Genomic DNA, 20,409 nt, shown 5'->3' with positions numbered 1-20,409 from the left:
CCGGAGAATCGCCCGGACGCCCGGCCCGTGGGAGTGTCCTCAGCGGGACGGGCCGGCGATCCCCGGGAGGGCCGGACGGTACCGGCGGCGGAGGACGAGCATGATCCCTCCGGCCAGCGCCACCGCGGCCGCCCCGCCGACCCCGGGGATGTCCGTACCGGCGGAGGGACGCCGCGCGCCGGCGGTGACCCCGGAAGTCTCCGCGCCTGCGGGCGGAGGCCGCATGCCGGCGGCGGCCTCGGACACCCACGTCACCGGAATCGGCTCGGCGACCGGGGCCATGTCCACCGTGGCCTCCCGCTCGAAGTAGCCGGCCGGGGACCGCCCACCCCACGAGGAACTCCGGCCGGCCTCCGCCGGATCCGGTGACCCCTTCCCCCAGACGGGCGGGCCCGTCACATCCCGCGGACGCCCTTCACCCGGTCCCCGCTCCCCGCGACCGGTCTCCGGCCGCGACCCGGAATTCCCGGGCGAGCCCTGCCCGCCCCCGCTGCCGCCACCCGGCGTGTCACGGCGGCGGATCACCTCGCCCCCGCCGGGCCCGGCCGGGCGGGGCGCTCCCCACTCCGGCCTCGCCGGTCGCGGCAGCCCCTCACCAGGCGTGGAACCACCGCCGGGTGACGGACTCGCCCCGGGCGTGGGCGGGCACGGTGTCTCCGTACCGGGCGTGGCCGGTCCGGGCGTGCTGCCACCGCCCTGACCGCCGCTTTCACCGCCTTCGCCGCCCTGACCGCCGCCTTCGCCGCCCTGACCGCCGCCTTCGCCACCGCCGTAGCCGCCGTAGTTTCCGCCTTCGCCGCGGTAGCCGCCGCCTCCACCGCCTTCGCCGCCGTGGTCACCGCCTTCGCCGCCCTGACCGCCGTCCTCACCGCCGCCGTAGCCGCCGTAGTTTCCGCCTTCGCCACCGGCGAAGGGCATCCGTTCCATCACGGCCGCACCGGGCGGCGCTCCGGCGGAGGACGGGCTCGCGGCCTCCGCCGACGCGACGCCGGTGGGCAGGAAGCCGGAAAGGGAGAAGATCAGACAGAGCAGGGGCACACGCATGACTTGTCCTCGCAGGACGACGACCTTCAACGGGTGGTGGGAAAGCGGGTGACATCGATGCCCCGAGTGTTTCCGCCCCCGGGAAGGGGACGGGTCCCGACACGGTTCCCTTTCACGAAAATTGATCAATGCGCTACGGACGGTATAGGCGCCCTGATGTCACCACACGGGCGGCAGGGCGCTCGTCTATGGGGATAGCGCCCCATATCCGTCATCGCATCGGAGAACGCCGCCTGCCGGAGGTGAAGAGCCCTCCCTGGGCGGGCATCCACCGTCGAAGTCGTGAATTTCTCACTGTGCCCGGCCACCGCCCGTCTCCAGGATCGGAGACATGGCAACGATTGACGTGGACGGGCTCGGCAAGAGCTACGGGGACTTCGAGGCGGTCGGGGACGTCTCGTTCACCGTCGGACAGGGCGAGGTCTTCGCCCTGCTCGGGCGGAACGGCGCGGGGAAGACCACAACCGTCGAGGTGCTGGCCGGGTTCCGGCCCGCGGACCGGGGCACCGTGCGGATCCTCGGGCTCGATCCGGTCGGGGACCGCGCCCGGATCCGCCGCCGGACCGGGATCATGCTCCAGGAGGCGGGGTTCTTCCCCGACCTGACCGTGGCCCAGACCGTGGACGCCTGGCGCGGTTTCGTCGCCGCGCCCCGCCCCCGGGACGAGGCCCTGGAACTCGCCGGGCTCGGTGCCAAGACGGACACGAGGGTGCGCCAGCTCTCGGGCGGCGAGAAGCGCCGCCTCGACCTCGCGCTGGCTGTGCTGAACCGTCCCGACGTGCTCTTCCTGGACGAGCCGACCACCGGGATGGACCCCGAGGCGCGCAGGAACACCTGGCAGGTCATCCGGGACCTGGCCGGGCAGGGCACCACGATCCTGCTCACCACCCACTACCTGGAGGAGGCCCAGCGGCTGGCGTCCACCATGGTGATCATGGATCGGGGGCGCATCGTCGCCGGCGGCGGCATGGCCGAGACGCTGGCCGCGCAGGCGGGCCGGGTCGCCTTCGAGCTGCCCGCCGAGGTCTCCCCGGAGGATCTGCCGGTCCAGGTCACCGCCGTGGAGGGCCGTACCGCGATCTGCCGTGTCGAGGACCCCGATCTCGCCGCGCAGACCCTGCTGGGCTGGGCGGGCGAGAGGGGCGTGCGACTGCGCGGCCTGGAGGTCCGTACGGCGACACTCGAAGACCTGTTCCTCGACCTCGCCGAGGTCACCGGGCCCGCCGGGACGGCCTCCGGGGGGACGACCGTGAGGACTTCCGCGAAGAGCGAGGTGGCGTGACCGTGTCCGTACGTGATCTGGCGGTCGTGACCCGCTTCGACGCCCGCCTGTTCTGGCGCGACCGCGCGGCGCTGAGCACGTCGGTGCTGCTGTTCCTGGGGCTGGGCATCGGCCTGCCCCTCCTGATGGACAAGCTCCGCCCCGGGAGCCTCGACCTCCTGGTGGACCAGCACGTGGGGGTGCTGGCGATGGTCCTGGTGATCTCGACGTTCAACCAGATCGCGGTCACCGTCACCGCCCGCCGCGACCAGCTCCTCCTCAAGCGGCTGCGGACCACCGGGCTGGGGGACGGCTCGATCGTGGGCGGCGAGGTCGGCAACCTCGTGCTGCAGAGCACGCTGCTGGCCGCCGTGATCTCCGGCGTGCTGTACGCGACGACGAGTCTTCCCGTCCCGCGCGACCTCCTGCTCTTCGCACTCGCCGTCGTCCTCGGCTCGGCCGTGTTGTGCCTGCTGGGGGTGGCGTTCACCCCGCTGGTGCCCCGCGCCGAGCTCGCCGCCGTCATGGTGATGCCCTTCTTCATGCTCGCCGGGCTCGGCAGCGGGGGCTTCGGCCCGATGACGCAGCTGCTGCCGGACTGGGCGGGCACGCTGCTCGGGTTCCTGCCCACCAGCGCGATGGCCGAGTTGATCCGGGTCGCCTACGCAGCGGACGGCACGCTCGCCGGCGACCTCTCGGCGGCGGCCGTACCGGCGCTGAACCTGGCCGTCTGGACCGCGATCGCCCTGCTCACGATCACCCGCTGGTTCCGCTGGGAACCGCGCCGGCCATAGATTCCCGATATGCGGATAACCCCGAAACAGCTCGCCATCGGTGCGATCGTCACCATCGCGGCGGGCTTCCCGCTGACGGCGCTCCTGATGCTGCTGTCCGCGGGGTCCGCCCTCCAGATCGCCGTGGCCGCCGCCGGGCTCGTCGCCTTCTACGTGCCGTTCTACCGGGAGACCAGAGCCGCCCTCGACGGCGCGGAACCGGGCGGGCTGACGGTCTCCCTGGTAACCCTGATCGTCGCCTCCTACGCCCCGATGGCCGTGCTCGGCTTCTTCTGGTCCGTGTTCCCCTCCATGCTCGGCTCGGTCCTGCTGCTGCGGCTGCGCATGCCGTGGGGGCTGGTCGCGCTGGCGCCGGTGACGGCGGGACAGGTGGGGCTCGCCGTGCTCGGTTACTCCGGCTCCTCCGGTTCCGTCTTCTTCGGGGCGACCTACGTCGGGATCACGGTCCTGGTCACGAGCTTCGTGCTGTACGCGGCGGTGCGGCTGGTGGCGGTCACCCGGGAACTGGAGCGAGCCCGCGCCGAACTGGCGGAGGCGGCGGTGCTGCGCGAGCGGCTGCGCATCTCCCGGGACCTGCACGACGGGCTGGGCAGCAGCCTGACCACGATCGCGCTCAAGGGCGACCTCGCCCGCAGGCTCGTCGAGCGCGACCCCGCCTCGGCCAGGAATGAGCTGACCGAGCTGGTCCAGGTGGCCAGGGACACCGCACAGGAGGTGCGGCAGGTGGCGCGGGGCTACCGGGAGATGTCGCTGAGGGAGGAGGTGCGGCGGGGCGTGGCGCTGCTGGAGGTGTCGGGGATCGGCTGCCGGGCCAACCTCGCCGACCTCGGCCTGGATCGCCCGACCGATGAGGCGCTGGCCTGGGCGGTTCGCGAAGGGATCACGAACGTGCTGCGGCACAGCCGGGCGACGACCTGCTCGATCAGCACCTCCGCGGCGGACGGGACCGCACGGCTGGAGCTGGTCAACGACGGCGCCCCTCGACGGGCCGCCGACGGCGGTGTCCCCGAACGGGTGGCCGGCGACGGCGGCGGCCTGACCGGCCTGCGGGAGCGCGCGAGCGGGCTGGGCGGCTCGCTGCACGCCGAGCCGACCGGGAACGGCGGGTTCCGGCTCGTGGTGGAAGTGCCGCTCGTGCAGGACGTGCCCGCGTGATCCGGATACTCCTCGCCGAGGACATGCACATGATCCGGGCGGCGCTCACCGCGCTGCTCCGGCTGGAGCCCGACATCGAGGTGGTCGCCGAGGTGACCCGGGGCGACGAGATCGTCCCCGCGGCGCTGCGGACCCGACCGGACGTGGCGATCCTGGACATCGACCTGCCCGGCGTCGACGGCATCACCGCCTCGGTGGAGCTGCGGGAGCGGCTGCCGGACTGCCGCGTGCTGGTGCTCACCGCGATGGGCCGGCCCGGCCAGGTCCGCCGGGCGCTGGGATGCGGCATCGAGGCGTTCCTGGTCAAGGACGCCCCGGGGGACCGTCTCGCCGACGCCGTCCGCCGTACCGCGCAGGGCCTCCGGGTGCTCGACCCGGAGCTGGTCTCGGCGGCCATGGAGTACGGTGCCAGCCCGCTGACCCCCCGGGAGCGGGAGGTCCTCGGTCAGGCCGCGCGCGGCGCCACGGCGGAGGAGATCGCCGCCCGGCTGCACCTGTCCGCCGGCACCGTGCGCAACTACCTGACCGGGGCCATCACCAAGACCGGGGCCCGCAACAAGATCGACGCCATCCGCGTCGCCGAGGACGCGGGCTGGATCTGACCCGCGGCGCACCCGGGGCGAGAGCCCTCCCCTCCGCCCGGCGTGTCCCGGCCCCGCGGCCGGTCAGACGTCGGTGACGCGGAAGCCGGCGTGGGCCTTGTAACGGCGGTTGATGGAGATCAGGTTCGCGGTGAGGGCCTCGACCTGGCCGGCGTTGCGCAGGCGGCCGCCGTACACGCCGCGGACGCCGGCGATCCGGCCGGCCAGCGCCTGGACGGTGTCGGTGGCCTCGCGGTCGTCGCCCAGCACGAGCACGTCCAGATCCACCTCCTCGACCTCCGGGTCCAGCAGCAGGACGGCCGAGACGTGGTGGAAGGCGCCGACCACGCGGCTGCCGGTCAGGACCGCGGCGGCCTGCTGGGCGGCGCTGCCCTCCTCGACGGGCAGCGCGTAGGGGCCCTGCTTGTCGAAGCCCAGCGGGTTCACGCAGTCGATGACGATCTTTCCGTCCAACTCGGCGCGGACGGACTCCAGGGTGGCCCTGTGGCCGTCCCAGGGTACCGCCACGATCACCACGTCGGCCTCGGCCGCCACGGTCGCGTTGTCGGCCCCCCGGACCGTCCCGGCGAGCCCGGCGAGGCTCTCGGCGGCCTCCCGCGCCCGCTCCTCGCTGCGCGACCCGATCAGCACGGTGTGCCCCGCGATGGCGAACCGCCTGGCCAGTCCCTTGCCCTGGTCGCCGGTGCCACCCAGGATGCCGAGGGAGATTCCGCTCACGTCGGGCAGGTCAGTGCTCACTCATCGCTCCTCATCGTTCCCGCCCGGCCCGCTCTGCGCCGGGCCCGGCCGCTGACATGGCCGCGCCCGTCCGGGTCCGCCGTCGCGCGCTCCACGCCCAGATGATGCCAGAGCTGAGTTCCACGGACAGTCTCAGGGTGCCTGGGGCACCATTGATCCCATGGACGCTGGGTCGGTGGCATTCCTGCGCGAGGTCCTGGAATCGACCCCCTGGATCGAGCGCACCCGCGAGCTGGGCATGGCCCTGCGCGCGACCCGCTCCCCGGGGGGCCTGCTGGTGGTCGGCACCCCGGCGGACGAGCCCTGGCACCTGACCGCACACCTGGGCGACGAGGCCCGCCTGTCGGGCCTGCCGCAGCTCGCCCCCACGCTGGTGCGCTGGACCCCGGCCCCCGACGCGCCCGCCCATCTGCGGGTCGGGCTGGAGCGGATCGAGCGGGCGGAGCGGGGCGAGACGCTGTTCGTGGTGGCGGAGGACCGGGCACCCGAGGCGCTGCTGGAGCGGGTCGGCGACGCCCGCCGTACCGGGGCGACCATTCTCGCGCTGGATTGCGGCGACCCCGATCTGGAAGGGCTGGCCCACGACGCCCTGGCGGTCCCCGTCCAGGCGCCGCTCTCCTTCGACGGCGCCCAGCACCTGGTGAGCATGGCCGCCGGCGAGGCCCCCCGCCGGCAGGGAATCCGCGACCGCCTCGCCCGCCTGCTCGAACGCCTCAGCGGCCCGCACGTCCCCGACTGAGCCGCTATCGCGGTGCCCAGTGCTCGCCGAGCCGGGCGGCCAGGCCGTCGGCGGCCTCCCGGAGCGCGGCGACGACCACGGCCTGCACCGGGTCCGGCTCTCCGGAGCGGGTCCGGCTGACGCGGGTCACCGCATCGAGCCGGCGCGCGCCGACCCCGGGGATGGAGGTGACCGCCACCTCGCCGGCCGGAACCTCCAGCAGCGCCAGGGAGGGCACGATCGCCGCCCCGTGGCCCGCCGCGACCAGGGCCAGGACGGGCGGGAACTCCTCGATCACGTGGACCCGGCGCGGGGTGAAGCCGTGCAGCGCGGCCAGCCGGTCCAGGGCGTGACCGCACGCCTGGCCCGCGGGCCCGGCGATCCAGGGCACGTCCGCGAGGTCCGCCATGTCGCGCGGGATCCCCGTCCGGTCCTGCGCCCAGCCCGCAGGCACCACGATCCGGTACTCGTCCACGTGGATCCGGTGGGGGACGAGCGACGGCCGCTCCTGGACGGGCGCGTCGGCGTCGTGTTCGGTGATGACGAGATCCACGCCGCCGAGCCGGAGCTCCTCCAGCGCGGCGGCGCCGTACAGCTCGACGATGCGCGGTTCGAGGCGGGGATGCTGCTCGGCGAGCGTGGCCAGCGCGGGCACCAGCAGATGCCTGATGACGGTGGGGAAGGCCGCGACGGACACCGGCCCGGACAGGCGCCCGGTGAAACGGGTCAGCTCCCGGCGAGCCTCGGCCAGTTCCTCCTCGACCCGTTCGGCGTACCCGGCCAGCACCCGCCCGGCCGGGGTGAGGGCGGCGCGGCGCTGGGAGCGGTCGATGAGCGCGAGCCCGACCTCCCGCTCCAGGAGGGCGAGCTGCTGGGAGACCGCGGAGGCGGTCAGGTGGAGCGCCTCCGCCGCGCGCATGACGCCACCGCGACGGGCGACCTCGTGCAGCACCCGGAGCCGCCGGGGGTCGATTTCCATACAGCTCAGCTTACGACGAACTGAAGGAAACTTTACTTGCCCTTCAGACAAGGGGCCCGGGATCATGGTGCCATGATTTCCTCCCGCACCGGAGCGTGAGTTCGTGACGCTCTCCATCGACCTGCTCGGCTGGGCCGGCGCCGCGACCATGTTGTACGGCTACATCATGGTCTCGGCGTCCCGGATGGCCGGGGACGGCATGCCGTACCAGGTGATCAATCTCTTCGGCTCGATCGCCCTGATGATCAGTACCGCCTACCACGACGCCTGGCCCTCGGCCATCCTCAACATCATCTGGGCGGCGATCGGCGTGGTGTCCATCACCAGGCTGATCTCGGCCCGCTCCGGCAAGAAGGCGGTGAACGTCCCATGAGGCGGCTGGTCGAGCTGAGCCACCGGATCACCGAGGGCATGGTCACCTACCCGGGGATCCCCGGGCCCCGGCTGGGCGTGCACCTGAGCCGGGAGGCCTCGCGCGAGGTCTACGCGCCGGGCACCGAGTTCCACATCGGCAGCATCGAGCTGGTCGCCAACACCGGCACCTACCTCGACACGCCCTACCACCGCTACCCCGACGGCCCGGACCTGTCCGGCGTGCCGCTGGAGGCGATGGCCGACCTGCCCGGACTGGTCGTGCGCGCCGAGGGCCTGCGCTCGGTCGGCCCGGACCTGCTGACCGGACTGGACGTGCGGGGCAAGGCCGTGCTCGTCCACACCGGCTGGGACCGGCACTTCGGCACCGAGGCCTACCTGCACGGCCACCCCTATCTGGAGCCCGAGGCCGCGCGGTGGCTGGCGGAGGCGGGGCCGGCGCTGGTCGGCATCGACACGCTGAACATCGACGACACCCCGCCGCGCGGGCCCCGCCCGGCGCACACGCTGCTGCTCGGTGCGGGCATCCCGATCGTGGAGCACATGACCGGCCTGGCCGCGCTCCCGGACACCGGGTTCCGCTTCCACGCCACCCCGCCGATGGTGGCGGGGCTGGGCACCTTCCCGGTACGGGCCTACGCGGTCATCGACGCCTGAGGTCTCCCGACCGGACCGGCTCGGCCGGACCGGACCGGACCGGCCGGCTCGCGGGTGACGGGACCGAGAGCCCCCGCGGGCCGGGTCCCGGCCGTCAGCCGCCGGGTCCCGGCCGTCAGCCGTCGTTCCACTCCCGGTCGGCCTCCTGCCACTTCTTGTTGCGGTCGGCCGCGGTCTTCAACGCGTTGGCCGCGGTCTCCCGTGTCTCGTAGGGGCCCATGCGATCCTTGTTGGGACAGCCCTTCTCGGGCTCGACAGCCATGTGCTTCAGGCAGAACCACCACTGATCACCCATACCGACAATCCTGCCCTGCGGAAACCGCAACTAGACTTGGAAACCATGACGACAGTGCTCCAGCCCGGGCGAATCTCGCCCATGCGTAAAGTCCCCGCCCACATCCAGCGGCCGGAGTACGTCGGGAAGAAAACCCCGAAAACCGGTGAGCCCGACGTCAAGACCCCCGAGATCATCGAGCGGATGCGGGTCGCCGGCAGGATCGCCGCCCAGGCTCTGGAGGAGGTGGGGCGGCACGTGGCACCCGGCGTCACCACCGACGAACTCGACCGGATCGGTCACGAGTTCCTCCTCGACCACGGCGCCTACCCGAGCACCCTCGGCTACCGGGGCTACCCGAAGTCCCTGTGCACGTCGATCAACGAAGTGATCTGCCACGGCATCCCGGACGACACCGTCCTGCGCGACGGCGACATCGTCAACGTCGACATCACCGCCTTCATCGGGGGTGTGCACGGCGACACCGACGCCACCTTCCTGGTCGGCGAGGTGGACGAGGAGTCACGCCTGCTCGTCGAGCGCACCCGCGAGGCCACCGCCCGGGCCATCAAGGCCGTCGCCCCGGGCCGGCAGCTCAACGTGGTCGGCCGGGTCATCGAGGCCTACGCCAAGCGGTTCGGCTACGGTGTGGTCCGCGACTTCACCGGTCACGGCATCGGCACGACGTTCCACTCCGGCCTGATCGTCCCGCACTACGACGATCCGTCGCTGGCGGTCACCCTGGAGCCCGGCATGACGTTCACCATCGAGCCCATGCTGACGCTCGGCACGATCGAATACGACATCTGGCCGGACGGCTGGACCGCGGTGACCAAGGACCGCAGGCGCACCGCCCAGTTCGAGCACACCGTCCTGGTCACCCAGACCGGCCACGAGATCCTGACGCTCCCCTGAGCCGCCGGCCGGCTAGTCTCTGCGATTCCAGGGCACCACGGCGGTGACGGTGGTGCCCCCGCCGGGCACCCCGTTGACGCTGAGCGTGCCCCCGGCCTCGTTCAGATGGACCCGCATGGCGCTGATGCCCCGTCCCTCGGCCGGACCGGCGAACCCGCGGCCGTGGTCGCTCACCGTCATGCGCAGGCCGCTGGAGCCGAGGGTGACGGCGATCGAGACGAGTTTGGCCCCGCTGTGCCGTTCGACGTTGGACAGCGCCTCGCCCAGGGTGGCCAGGACGGCCCGGGCGAGACGGGGAGGCGCGTCATGAGTGGGAAGCGCCCAGATCTCCACGCTGACCCCGGTACGCCCCGACCAGTCGGCGAGGTGCTCCTCGAGGGCTTGGGCGAGGCTCCTTCCCTCGCGTATGCGAAGTTCTTCGGACACTCCTCAACCTTCCTGATGGGCACGTGACGGTCGCTGATCCCCAGCCGAGCACGTGGACGAGCGCGGTGCGTGACACCGATGGAACGCTGCGGCGATGCCCATACCCCCTTGAGAAGGCTACCGGGAGGAGATGGAAGCAGCGGACCGAGGATAGGAGGCCGTAGCTGTCGCGCTACTCGGCGCGATTTCGCTTATTGAGTTTGGCCAGATACTCATTGTACGCATCGAGCTCGGCATCTCCACTGCCTCCGGTCCGCGCCGCGGCGGCGTCGGCGCGGCGGTCGGCCCGCCGGGCCTTGCGATCGTCGTCGCGCCACCACTGGAAGGCCAGGGCGATCAACACGATCAGCGTCGGGATCTCCCCGAAGCCCCAGGCGATGGCCCCGCCGTCCTGCTGGTCGGCGAGCGCGGACGCCCCCCAGGTACGGCCGAGCTGGTCGTACCAGTCGGAGGCCAGGACGGTGCCCATGTTCATCAGCGCGATGCCGAAGAACGCGTGGAAGGGCATGGTGACGAACAGGACGATCAGCCGGGCCACGTGGGGCAGCTGGTGCGGCGCCGGGTCCACACCGATGATCACCCAGAAGAACAGGCATCCGCTGAGCAGGAAGTGCACCGTCATCGCGATGTGCCCGAGGTGCTCCTCCATCGCCGCGGCGAACAGCGGCGTGAAGTACAGCACGTAGGTGGAGCCGATGAAGATCGCGGTGGCGATCGCCGGGTGGCCGACGACGCGGACGAACCGGCTGTGCAGGATCGTGGTCAGCCACTCGCGGGGACCCCGGTCGCCCCGGCGCACGGCGGGCTTGAGCGCGCGCAGGGCCAGGGTGACGGGAGCGCCGAGCACCAGGAAGATCGGGACCAGCATGGACAGCGTCATGTGCTCGATCATGTGCACGCTGAACAGCACCTTGGCGTAGCGGGCGACGCCGCTCTGGGTGGCGACGACGAGGATCAGCACGCCGGTGAACCACGCCGCCGTACGGCCCCACGACCAGGAGTCGCCCCGCTTGACCAGCCGCCGGACCCCGGCGAGGTAGAGCCCGCCGAGCAGGGCCGCCAGGGTGCCCGAGAACAGGTCGAGCCACCACAGCGAGGCCAGGTTCGCCAGTGAGATCTCCGGCGGCATGGAGTAGCCCAGCAGCTCGAAGGCCCGGTCGGCGGGGAGGATCGCCGGCGGCGGCGCCGTACGGGAGAGGGCGACGGCCAGCCCGACGGCCGCGAACATGATCACGATCTCGCCGGCGGCGAAGCGGATGAACGCGCCGGGTCCGGATCCGCCCGCGGCGAGCAGGGGCAGGGTCCGCCGCCGGTGCCACCAGCCGGCGACCCCGAGCAGCGCGAAGGCCGCGGTCTTGGCCAGCAGCAGCGCCCCGTAGGCGGAGGTGAACAGCTCGGAGACCGAGGTGAGCCGGGCCACCACGCTGAACAGGCCCGACAGTCCCACACCGATGAAGCACCACAGCGCCATCGAGGAGAACCGGGTGGCGGCGACCTCCAGGTACGGCTGCCCGCGCAGCGCGTGGGCGCACAGCACGGCGAGCCCGCCCACCCACAGCGCCAGGACCACCAGGTGAACGGCCACGCCTGTGGTGGCCAGGTCGTGGTTGGGCGAGGAGGCGGAGTGCCCGGTCAGCGCGGGCGGGAGCATCGTCACCAGGGCGAGGACGAGCAGGCCGCCCGCGGCCCCGACGGTGATCGCCCCCCGGGAGAACAGCGCGATGGCCACCGCGAACAGCACGACCAGGGTGAGCGCGATGCCCTGCGACACCTGACTGGCGAAACTGGTCAGCTCGTCGCCGCCGAGCACGTCGGTGACGGGCATGCCGAGCACGTCGGACAGGCTGAAGACCATCGTGACCACGGCGGCGCCCGCCCAGCCGAGCGCCAGCCACGAGGCGGCCCTGACATAGGCCTGCGCGGGCCTGCCCAGCAGGCCCTTGTCGCTGGGGAGGAAGACCGCGGCGGCCAGCAGCGCGCCGACGGTGAGCACGCCCGCGGCGTCCATCGCCAGCTTGGCCAGGGGCAGTCCCCACCGGGTGAGCGCCCCCTCGTCGGACAGCCCGGGAATGATCCGGGGGGCCGCGGTCCCGGTGGCGATCATCGAGATCACCAGCGCGGCGACGGCGGCTCCGGCGCCCGCCAGCGCCAGCCGCACCGTCCGCCCGGTCCCGTCCCGGGTCGTGTCCCGTTCGGCTTTCCCGGCCCGGCCGGTCCCGCCCTGCTCCGCGGCGCTCACGGTTGCTTCTTGTTGCGCATGCTGAGGAACATCCCGATGCCGACGCCGCCCAGGCCGCCGACGACGATCCAGGCCCAGCCGGGCACGCCGCCGGAGTCCTTCCCGTCCGCCGCCGGAGCCGGGGTGAGCGGCACCGGGCTCCCGGAGACCTCAGGTTCGGGGGTCGGCTCGGGGGTCGCCGCACCGGCCGCGTTCTCATCCGGGCTCGCGCTCCGGCTCGCACCGGGCGTCTGCGAGACCGCGCTCGGGGTCGCGCTCGGGGCCGGGCTCCCGGTCAGGGTGAAGGGGATCTCCCCCTCGATCGGGTGGCCGTCCGAGGAGACCACCCGATAGGCGATGACGTACTCGCCCGGCGGGAGATCCGGCTTGACCTCCTGGGTCACCACGGGACCGTCGGAGGCGGGCCTGCCGTCCTGGTACGGCGTGCCGTCCGCGGAGCGCACGACGACCTTCGGGAAGCGGACCGAGGCGGTGAACGTCAGCTTCACCCGCTCCAGGTCCTCGACCTTCTTCCCCTTGGCGGGGTCGCTGCTTTTGAGCGTGTCGTGGGCGAGGGCCGGCGCGGCGGGGACCGTGCTGAGGACGAGGGCGGCGAGCAGCGTCAGGGCGGCCGCGAATGGGGAAGTCTTCATGGCACCCCCAAGGCTACCGAGAGCACACCCCGGTCCCGCCCCCCGTCTCCCGGAGACGTCCCCGACGCGGGGACTTCCCCGGCGCGCGGGGACTTCCCCGAGGGCCGGAAGGGCTACAGGCCCACGCAGGCCAGCGCCCGCTGGTAGGCCTCCACGCTGCGGTCGGTCTCGTCGACCCGCTCCAGGATCTGCGCGGCGGTCATCCAGGACTGAGTGGTGAACCGGGTGGTCGGCAACGGCTCCAGCAGTTCGGTCGCCTCCGTGAGCTCGCGCACCGCTTCCTCCTGCCTGCCGAGTGCCGCGAAGATCTGGCCGGCCAGGAGGCGGGCGTCCGCCTGCAGATCCTTGGGCATTCCGTCGAGCATGCCGCAGACCGCCTCTATATGGGTCTTAGCACGCTGGAGGTCGCCGATCAGGAACTCCGCACGAGCCAGGCTCATCGCGCAGCGCATCTTGTCCATCGAGTTGGCGGAGCTCTCCGCGAGCTCGTTCTCCACTCGGACCAGCAGATCCCTCCACCTGGCGGCCTCTGCGGGGCGGACGTACAGCATGACCTGGGCGTAGTCACCACGGAGCCGTCCCTGACGACGAGGGTTCTCGTACTCGGAGTGGATGGCGACGGCCCGCTCGATGTGAACCACCGCCTCGTCACCCCGTCCGGTCTCCACCGCCAGGATCGCGGCCCCCCAGTGCGCCATGATGAGGGCCTTCGGGGTACCGAGGAGCTCGGCGGCCGCAAGCAGTTCAGCGGAGAAATGCCCGGCGCGGAGCAGGTCGCCCCGGTCGATGTACGCGGTGAGGAGCTGTGCTCCGAGCCTGACCAGGCCGTCCGTCCACGCAGGCCGGACGCTCCCTCCCAGGATCTCTTCCACGACCTGCACCGCCTGCGCCAGCTGGCCTTGTTCGCGGTAACACAAGGACAGCTCCGTCACGATGTCGATGTGCCGCTCGGGCGACATCCGCGCCGCGTCATCGTGCCGCAGCCTGTTCAGCAGGGTGATCGCCGCATCCAGGTCACCGCAGGCCTGGGAGGCGAGTGCCAGCCCGTATTCGGCATCTTGCTTCAGTTGGGGCAGACCGGCGAGGCCGTTGTCGGCGAGCAGTTCCCTGTAACGAGTCCGCGCCTCGACGACCTCGCCGTTCTCCATGGCCAGCTGCGCGTAGCTCAGGCTCCGCTCGATCTCCTGCATCTGCTCGGCCGTCACGCCGTTGATCAGGTAGGTGAGCGAGCAGTCGAGCTTCGCGGCGAGCAGCTCCAGCACGGCCGGAGTCGGAGTGCGCTTGCCGCTCTCAATAAGAGAGACGTAACTGTCAGAAAGTTCGGGATGAGCGAGCTGCGCTTGGGAGAGGCCACGCTGACGTCGCACGGCCTTAATACGCTGCCCGACCAAGTCTTGACCAGTCACGTTACCCCTAGAAAGATGTTGTTGAGCAGCAGAACCTACGACAGGAGTCCCCCGTGCGTCGACTTGCCATGTCTGCCCTGGCTGTCTTGTTCACGACGGCGTTGGCCGTCACGGCCAATGCTACGACCGCCAGCGCCGATTCGTCTGCCCCCTCGGCCTCTCAGGCCAGTGTTCAGTACAGTGGCCCTTGGAACGGCCCTGCGTGATCAAGAGCTGACACACGCAGAAGAAACACGCTCCACGGGCTTGCCTATCAGGGTCACGTCTAAATTCCGGCCTCTGACTCAGCATGCCCGAAGAAGCACGATCGGCGCATGCGTTAACTGCCACAGTGGTTAGCGCATGCGTCAACACCACTGCCCTTTCCAAACACCGGGTCACCCGGGTCACCTCAACGTCCAACGATCAGTCGCCAAGTGCGAGTGGCCCCCACCAGCACATCGACTGTCCCGATCACCCCGCTCACTACAGCTCATGTTCACGCATAAGCACGTAGAGCAAGAAAACCAAATTCTGAAGCTCAGCACAAGAGCGGGACGGCACACGGTCAGCGCGGTTACCTGATGCGCAAACCCCCTTCCGGGGGATCAGCGGGAGCGGCCGCCCGCGCGGTTCCCTCCGATGGAATCGACGACAGCGAAGCGGCCATCCGGAGGCGGGGTGCCCATGCTTCACCTGGTGATCGACAACCGCCCCCGCGAGCAGGGGGACCGCGCAAGGCCGGCGTCCGCCGCCCGGCACCCCGCGCGGGGCCGATCCCCGCACTCCGGCGGAACGCGTTTGCCGACGGGCTTTCAGGCCCGCCAAAGCCCTCCGTCGACCGCGGAGATACACGCATAATACATTGCGCGAAATCGCACCTTTCCAGATCACACCTTGATCTCCGAATCTTCCGCAGATAGCCTCATAACTCTCATTTAGCAGTATTCGGGATGGCTCGCGCCACTGTTATCCGAGGCTAGATCCGTGAGATTTTCGATGCTGGGCAACATGACGGTGTCGCCCGCCGACGGCGAGATCATCCTCGTCCGGCGCCGCAAACACCGTCAGCTCTTGGCGACGCTCCTCCTCAGCGCCGACGTCCCCGTCCCCGGCCACCGTCTGACGCAGGCACTGTGGGATGACGCTCCTCCCCCTTCCGCCGACCGAAACCTCAAAACCTACATTTACGCGCTCCGGAGACTCCTTTCTCCGGAAGCCCCCCGCTCGGCGCCGATCAAGACCCACGGGACCGGATACCTCATCGAACTCCATGGCGGCGAACTGGACCTGCTCACCTTCCGTGACCATGTACGGCGCGGCAGGAGGGCGGCACGTGACGACAGCGCGGAGACCGCCTGCCATCACCTCGAATACGCCCTCGACCTGTGGCGCGGTGAGCCTCTCCAGGACGCCCGGGGAAGCCTGTGGCTCGACGAGGCCGCGAGACGTCTGGCAGAGGAACGCCTGGGGGCGGTGGAAGAACTCGTCGAGCTGCAGCTCGGCATGGGCAGGCATGTGGAGGCCGTTGCCAGGCTGCGCCCGGAGGCCGCGGCCCACCCGCTGAACGAGCGCCTCTGGGGACGACTCATGCACGCGCTCCATCTCTCGGGGGACCGTCCCGCGGCGCTGCGCGCCTACGAACAGCTCAGGAAGACCCTCGCCGAGGAGGCCGGCCTGGACCCCGGCGAGGCGATCCGGGAACTCCACCGGAGCATTCTCGCCGCCGGTTCCACGAACTCCGCGGCACACGTTCCTGGCGGCTCCACGAACTCCGCGACATCCGTACCGTCCGGCTCCGCCGTTCCCGTGCCGGATCCGGCCGGTCCGCCGTCTCCCGACGGAGCCGCCCCACCGCGGCAGCTGCCGCGCGATCTCACCGGCTTCGTCGGCCGGGTGGAGGAGCTCGTCCGGTTGCGATCGCTGCTCGCCCCCTGGGACGGCGCCCGGCCGCACCACGTGGTCGCGATCACCGGGGCTCCGGGGTCGGGCAAGTCCGCACTGGCCGTCCGGGCCGCCCACGCGGTCGCCGGCTTCTTCCCCGGCGGGCAGCTCTACGCCAACCTGCACGGGGCGACCCCGGGCATCCGCAGGCTGGAGCCACTGGACGTGCTCGGCCGTTTCCTGCGGGACCTGGGCACTCCCCCGCACGCCGTACCGGACGACGTCGACCAGGCCGCGGCCATGTGGCGCAGCCTCCTCCACGGCCGCCAGACCCTCGTCGTGCTGGACGACGCCGCGGACCTGGCCCAGATCCGCCCTCTGCTGTCGGTGCCCGAGGGCAACGCGATCCTCGCCACCAGCCGGGAGAGCTTCGCCCTGGTCGACGACTGCGTCCGGATGTGGATCGGACGGCTGCGCCGGGCCGAGGCGGCAGCGATGTTCGCCAAGCTGGTGGGCGCCGAACGCGCCGCCATGGACGCCCGGGCGACGGGCAGGCTGCTCGACCTGTGCGGAGGGCTGCCCCTGGCCGTGGGGATCGTGGGCGCCCGGCTGGCGAACCGGCCGGGTTGGGCGGTGTCCGCCCTGGTGGAACGGCTGGAGGACGAGCGGCGGCGCCTGCACGAGCTGGAGGCGGGCGACGTCGCGGTCCGCTCCAGTCTGGCGGTCAGTTATGACCTGCTCTCCGGCGGTACCTCCCTGGACCGGACGGCGGCCCGGGCCCTGCGCCTGATCGGCATGCTCGAGGTGCCCGACGTGACGCCGTACGTCGTGGCGGCCCTGCTGGACGGCCCTGTCGAGCTCGCGGAGCGGGCCCTGGAACGGCTGGTGGACGCCCATCTCGTCGAGTGCGACGAGCCCGGGAGATACCGGCTGCACGACCTCGTACGGCTCTTCGCACGAGAACAGGCCATTCAAGAAGACCCGGAGTCCCGTCTCGGCGGTCTCGGCAGAGCGCTAGAGGCTTACACCGCGACGGCGCGTACGGCCATGAAGCTGTCCGGACAGCAACGCAGCATCACCGTACCGGAGCTCGAAATCGGTGCCGCCCCCGCCCCGCTCTCGTCCGGCGAGCAAGCTTACGAGTGGCTGAAACGAGAGCGGGCCAATCTCCTGTCCGCTGCCTCCCAGGGCATCGCATCCAGCGAGGAGAAGGCCGTACGCCTCGGGTTCACTCTGGCCCTGGAAATCTTCTGGCACCTTCACAGCGCCGGCTCTCGGGCAGATCTTCTTACGATCGCCCATCAGCTCGCCGCCACAGGCGAGCTGATGGGCGATCGCGAAGTGGAATCGATCGGGCGGTACCACCTCGCCATCGCCTTCGTCCTTTCCTATCGTCACTCTGACGCGGCACTTCACTTCGAGAAATTGCTGGCCCTGTCGCGCGAACTCTCCGATCCGCACGGCGAGCAGCGGGCGCTGGGCGGTCTTGCCCATACGCACATTGCGATGAGCCGGTACCAGGAGGCCATCCGCTACGCGGAGGCCCAGCAGGATACATGTCGCCTACTCGGGTACCGCGTAGGCGAGCAGTATGCGATGAGCATGATCGGCTGGGCGTATCAAGGTCTCGGGGAACTCGACCAGGCACGGACGGTGCTGGAGAGAGCGCTTACCGAATACCGCGAGTCCACCACCGTCACCCAGGAGGGCTGGTTATTCGAGACACTGGGCGACGTCCATCTCGAGTTGGAAGACCCCGTATCGGCCAAGACCTGCTACGAGAGAGGACTCACCATCGTGCGGGCCGCGAAGATGCCCGTCGCCGAGCCGCATTTCCTGCTCGGTCTCGCCCGCTCCTGCCGGCTCCTCGGCGAGCTCGACCGCACCGCGGACTACCTGGCGCAGACCCTCGCGCTCTCCCGCGCCACCGGAAACGACGTGGTGGAGCAGGAGGCCCTGGAGGAGGAGAAGGCCGTCCTCGCCGCCCGGGGGACCTGAACGCGGGGTGACCGCAACAGTCGCCAACGCCGAAGGGCGCGTTTCGCGGTGTCTGCCGTGGCGCCCCCGGGGGGCGGCTTGATGTACTGCTGAGATGAGCGAGACCGAGACACGGCGGAGCCAGGGCGTCGGGGACAGCGTGCTCCGGTCCGACGGGGTGTTGAAGGTGACGGGCGAGTTCGCCTACTCCTCCGACCTGTACCTCCCGGACATGATCTGGGGCGCGACCCTGCGCAGCCCGCACCCGTCGGCGTGGATCCGCTCGATCGACATCGGCCCCGCGCTGGCGATGCCGGGCGTGTTCGCCGTGCTCACCCACGAGGACGTGCCGGGTGAGAAGTTCTACGGCCTGGAGCGCAGGGACCAGCCGGTGCTCGCCGTCGACCGGGTCCGCTACCAGGGTGAGCCGGTGGCGCTGGTGGCCGCGGACCATCCGGAACGGGCGCGCCGGGCGGCGCGGGCGATCGCGGTGGACTACGAGGTCCGCGAGGCGGTGACCGATCCGCGCCGGGCCGCGTTCGACCCGGACTGCCCGCGGGTCCACGACTCCGGCAACGTGCTGCGCCATCAGCCCGTCCGGGTCGGTCTCGACGTCGCGGAGTTCTCCGCGCCCGTCGTGGTCACCGGCGAGTACGAGGTCGGCATGCAGGACCAGGCGTTCCTGGGGCCCGAGTCCGGCCTGGCCGTACCGGCCGAGGACGGCGGGGTGGACCTGTTCGTCGCCACCCAGTGGCTGCACGTGGACCGCGACCAGATCGCGCCGTGCCTGGGCCTGCCCGCCGAGAAGGTACGGGTGACGCTGGCCGGGGTGGGCGGCGCGTTCGGTGCCAGGGAGGACCTGTCCATGCAGGTCCACGCGTGCATGCTGGCGCTGCGCACCGGCCGCCCCGTGAAGATCGTCTATGGCCGGGAGGAGTCGTTCTTCGGGCACGTGCACCGGCATCCGGCCCGGATGCGCTACGAGCACGGCGCGACCCGCGAGGGGAGACTCGTCTACGTCAAGGCGGAGATCCTCCTCGACGGCGGCGCCTACTGCTCCTCCTCACCCGCCGTCGTCGGCAACGCCGCCTCGCTCGGGGTGGGGCCGTACGAGGTCGGCAACATCCACCTCGACGCCTACGGCGTCTACACCAACAACCCGCCCTGCGGCGCGATGCGCGGCTTCGGCGCGGTCCAGGCGTGCTTCGCCTACGAGTCGCAGATGGACAGGCTGGCCGAGGCGTGCGGCCTGGACCCGGTCGAGATCAGGGTCCGCAACGCCGTCTCCCAGGGTTCACGGCTGGCCACCGGGCAGGTGATCGACTCTCCCGCGCCGCTGGCCGGCATGCTCCGCGAGCTCGCCGCGATGCCGCTTCCGCCCGAGAGCGGGGACGACCTGCTGGACATGCCCGGCGGCGTCTCCCAGGCCACCCGCGGCGAGGGGGTACGGCGCGGCGTCGGCTACGGCGTGGGCATCAAGAACATCTGCTTCTCCGAGGGCTTCGACGACTACTCCACCGCCCGGGTCCGGGTGGAGCTGCTCGGCGGCGAGCCGCACGTGCTCGTGCACACCGCGGCAGCCGAGGTCGGGCAGGGGCTGGTGACGGTCCAGGAGCAGATCGCCCGGACCGAGCTCGGAATCGACCGGGTGACGGTGGCCACGGCCGACACGGCGGTCGGCTCGGCGGGCTCCTCCTCGGCCTCCCGGCAGTCGTACGTCACCGGCGGCGCGGTCCGGGCCGCGTGCGAGGCCGTACGGGAGCGGCTGGACAAGCTGCGGGCCGACGGATCGTCGCTGGCCGGCGTCCTGGAGCGCACCGGGCCGATCGAGGAGACCCGGGTCTACCGCCACCGGCCGACCTTCCCGATGGACCCGGTGACCGGGCAGGGCGACTCGCACACCCAGCTCGCCCTGTGCGTGCACCGGGCGGTGGTGGACGTGGACGTGGAACTGGGCCTGGTCAAGGTGGTGGAGCTGGCGGCGGTGCAGGACGTCGGGAAGATCCTGAACCCGATCGCGCTGGAGGGCCAGATCCACGGCGGCTCGGCGCAGGGGCTGGGACTGGCGCTGATGGAGGAGATCCAGGTCTCCGGCGGGAAGGTGCGCAACCCGTCGTTCACCGACTATCTGATCCCCACCGTCCTCGACATGCCGCCGATGAAGATCTCGATCCTGGAGAACCCCGATCCGCACGCGCCGTACGGCCTGCGCGGCGCGGGCGAGCCGCCCACGTTGTCGTCCACCCCGGCGGTGGCGGCCGCCGTACGGGCCGCGACCGGCCTGGAACTGCCCCGGGTGCCGATCCGCCCCCATGACATCGCCCTGAACGGGTAGGAGGCGACCGATCCCCCACGTG

18 protein-coding genes are annotated in these 20,409 nt (G+C 71.4%); 10 read left to right on the top strand and 8 right to left on the bottom strand.

Going from position 1 to position 20,409, the window contains the following annotated elements:
- Nucleotides 1-39: 39 nt before the first annotated feature.
- Nucleotides 40-1,044: a hypothetical protein gene (locus tag IEZ08_RS11940; protein WP_189242145.1), complete on the bottom strand. Its 1,005-nt coding sequence runs from the start codon at nt 1,042-1,044 to the stop codon at nt 40-42.
- A gap of 331 nt (nt 1,045-1,375) precedes the next feature.
- On the opposite strand from IEZ08_RS11940, the gene IEZ08_RS11935 reads away from it, so the two are divergent.
- From IEZ08_RS11935 to IEZ08_RS11920, 4 genes are read left to right on the top strand one after another with little or no spacing between them, the layout of a single operon-like run.
- Complete coding sequence (locus tag IEZ08_RS11935) at nt 1,376-2,326, top strand: ABC transporter ATP-binding protein (protein WP_068922493.1); 951 nt, start codon at nt 1,376-1,378, stop codon at nt 2,324-2,326.
- 2 nt (nt 2,327-2,328) lie between these two features.
- The gene (locus tag IEZ08_RS11930; protein ID WP_189242144.1) at nt 2,329-3,099 is read left to right on the top strand and encodes an ABC transporter permease; all 771 of its coding nucleotides are present in this window, start codon (nt 2,329-2,331) and stop codon (nt 3,097-3,099) included.
- A gap of 9 nt (nt 3,100-3,108) precedes the next feature.
- Nucleotides 3,109-4,254, top strand: coding sequence for a sensor histidine kinase (locus IEZ08_RS11925; RefSeq protein ID WP_068922491.1), 1,146 nt, complete (start codon nt 3,109-3,111; stop codon nt 4,252-4,254).
- Nucleotides 4,251-4,856 carry a response regulator transcription factor gene (locus IEZ08_RS11920; RefSeq protein WP_189242143.1) on the top strand — a complete coding sequence of 202 codons (606 nt, stop codon included), beginning with the start codon at nt 4,251-4,253 and terminating at the stop codon, nt 4,854-4,856. The genes IEZ08_RS11925 and IEZ08_RS11920 overlap by 4 nt, the downstream gene beginning before the upstream one ends.
- A gap of 63 nt (nt 4,857-4,919) precedes the next feature.
- On the opposite strand, the gene npdG is transcribed toward IEZ08_RS11920, so the two are convergent.
- The gene (gene npdG, locus IEZ08_RS11915) at nt 4,920-5,594 is read right to left on the bottom strand and encodes an NADPH-dependent F420 reductase (protein ID WP_189242142.1); all 675 of its coding nucleotides are present in this window, start codon (nt 5,592-5,594) and stop codon (nt 4,920-4,922) included.
- 160 nt (nt 5,595-5,754) lie between these two features.
- Between npdG and IEZ08_RS11910 the strand changes: the two genes are divergently transcribed.
- Nucleotides 5,755-6,333 (top strand): hypothetical protein, encoded by a 579-nt coding sequence (locus IEZ08_RS11910; RefSeq protein WP_189242141.1) that lies wholly within the window; start codon nt 5,755-5,757, stop codon nt 6,331-6,333.
- A 4-nt stretch (nt 6,334-6,337) separates the two neighbouring features.
- Here the strand turns inward: IEZ08_RS11910 and IEZ08_RS11905 are convergent, their stop codons facing one another.
- A complete protein-coding gene (locus IEZ08_RS11905; RefSeq protein ID WP_068922487.1) occupies nt 6,338-7,291 on the bottom strand; it encodes a LysR family transcriptional regulator in 954 nt (317 codons plus the stop codon).
- Between the two features lie 103 nt (nt 7,292-7,394).
- Here IEZ08_RS11905 and IEZ08_RS11900 point away from each other — a divergent pair, with 103 nt between their 5' ends.
- Complete coding sequence (locus IEZ08_RS11900) at nt 7,395-7,664, top strand: CBU_0592 family membrane protein (RefSeq protein WP_189242140.1); 270 nt, start codon at nt 7,395-7,397, stop codon at nt 7,662-7,664.
- Nucleotides 7,661-8,320 carry a cyclase family protein gene (locus IEZ08_RS11895; protein WP_068922485.1) on the top strand — a complete coding sequence of 220 codons (660 nt, stop codon included), beginning with the start codon at nt 7,661-7,663 and terminating at the stop codon, nt 8,318-8,320. The genes IEZ08_RS11900 and IEZ08_RS11895 overlap by 4 nt, the downstream gene beginning before the upstream one ends.
- A 115-nt stretch (nt 8,321-8,435) precedes the next feature.
- On the opposite strand, the gene IEZ08_RS11890 is transcribed toward IEZ08_RS11895, so the two are convergent.
- Nucleotides 8,436-8,615 (bottom strand): hypothetical protein, encoded by a 180-nt coding sequence (locus tag IEZ08_RS11890; protein ID WP_068922484.1) that lies wholly within the window; start codon nt 8,613-8,615, stop codon nt 8,436-8,438.
- A gap of 45 nt (nt 8,616-8,660) precedes the next feature.
- Here IEZ08_RS11890 and map point away from each other — a divergent pair, with 45 nt between their 5' ends.
- Entirely contained in the window at nt 8,661-9,509 is an 849-nt protein-coding gene (gene map / locus IEZ08_RS11885) for a type I methionyl aminopeptidase (protein ID WP_189242139.1), read from the top strand.
- Nucleotides 9,510-9,521: 12 nt separating this feature from the next.
- Here map and IEZ08_RS11880 read toward each other — a convergent pair whose 3' ends face one another.
- The 4 genes from IEZ08_RS11880 to IEZ08_RS11865 form a co-directional block, all read right to left on the bottom strand.
- Nucleotides 9,522-9,935: a sensor histidine kinase gene (locus IEZ08_RS11880; RefSeq protein WP_189242138.1), complete on the bottom strand. Its 414-nt coding sequence runs from the start codon at nt 9,933-9,935 to the stop codon at nt 9,522-9,524.
- A 172-nt stretch (nt 9,936-10,107) separates the two neighbouring features.
- Nucleotides 10,108-12,174 (bottom strand): bifunctional copper resistance protein CopD/cytochrome c oxidase assembly protein, encoded by a 2,067-nt coding sequence (locus tag IEZ08_RS11875; protein WP_203863335.1) that lies wholly within the window; start codon nt 12,172-12,174, stop codon nt 10,108-10,110.
- Nucleotides 12,171-12,806 carry a copper resistance CopC family protein gene (locus IEZ08_RS11870; RefSeq protein ID WP_189242137.1) on the bottom strand — a complete coding sequence of 212 codons (636 nt, stop codon included), beginning with the start codon at nt 12,804-12,806 and terminating at the stop codon, nt 12,171-12,173. The genes IEZ08_RS11875 and IEZ08_RS11870 overlap by 4 nt, the downstream gene beginning before the upstream one ends.
- A gap of 113 nt (nt 12,807-12,919) precedes the next feature.
- Complete coding sequence (locus IEZ08_RS11865; RefSeq protein ID WP_189242136.1) at nt 12,920-14,212, bottom strand: helix-turn-helix domain-containing protein; 1,293 nt, start codon at nt 14,210-14,212, stop codon at nt 12,920-12,922.
- 966 nt (nt 14,213-15,178) lie between these two features.
- Between IEZ08_RS11865 and IEZ08_RS11860 the strand changes: the two genes are divergently transcribed.
- Both IEZ08_RS11860 and IEZ08_RS11855 read left to right on the top strand, forming a co-directional pair.
- The gene (locus tag IEZ08_RS11860) at nt 15,179-18,073 is read left to right on the top strand and encodes an AfsR/SARP family transcriptional regulator (protein WP_189242135.1); all 2,895 of its coding nucleotides are present in this window, start codon (nt 15,179-15,181) and stop codon (nt 18,071-18,073) included.
- A 94-nt stretch (nt 18,074-18,167) separates the two neighbouring features.
- A complete protein-coding gene (locus tag IEZ08_RS11855) occupies nt 18,168-20,387 on the top strand; it encodes a molybdopterin cofactor-binding domain-containing protein (RefSeq protein ID WP_068922478.1) in 2,220 nt (739 codons plus the stop codon).
- Nucleotides 20,388-20,409 lie beyond the last annotated feature (22 nt).

This window comes from Planobispora rosea, from assembly GCF_014648175.1.
In the GTDB taxonomy this organism is placed as follows: Bacteria; Actinomycetota; Actinomycetes; order Streptosporangiales; family Streptosporangiaceae; genus Planobispora; species Planobispora rosea.
This window is presented reverse-complemented; position numbering and strand designations above follow the sequence as displayed.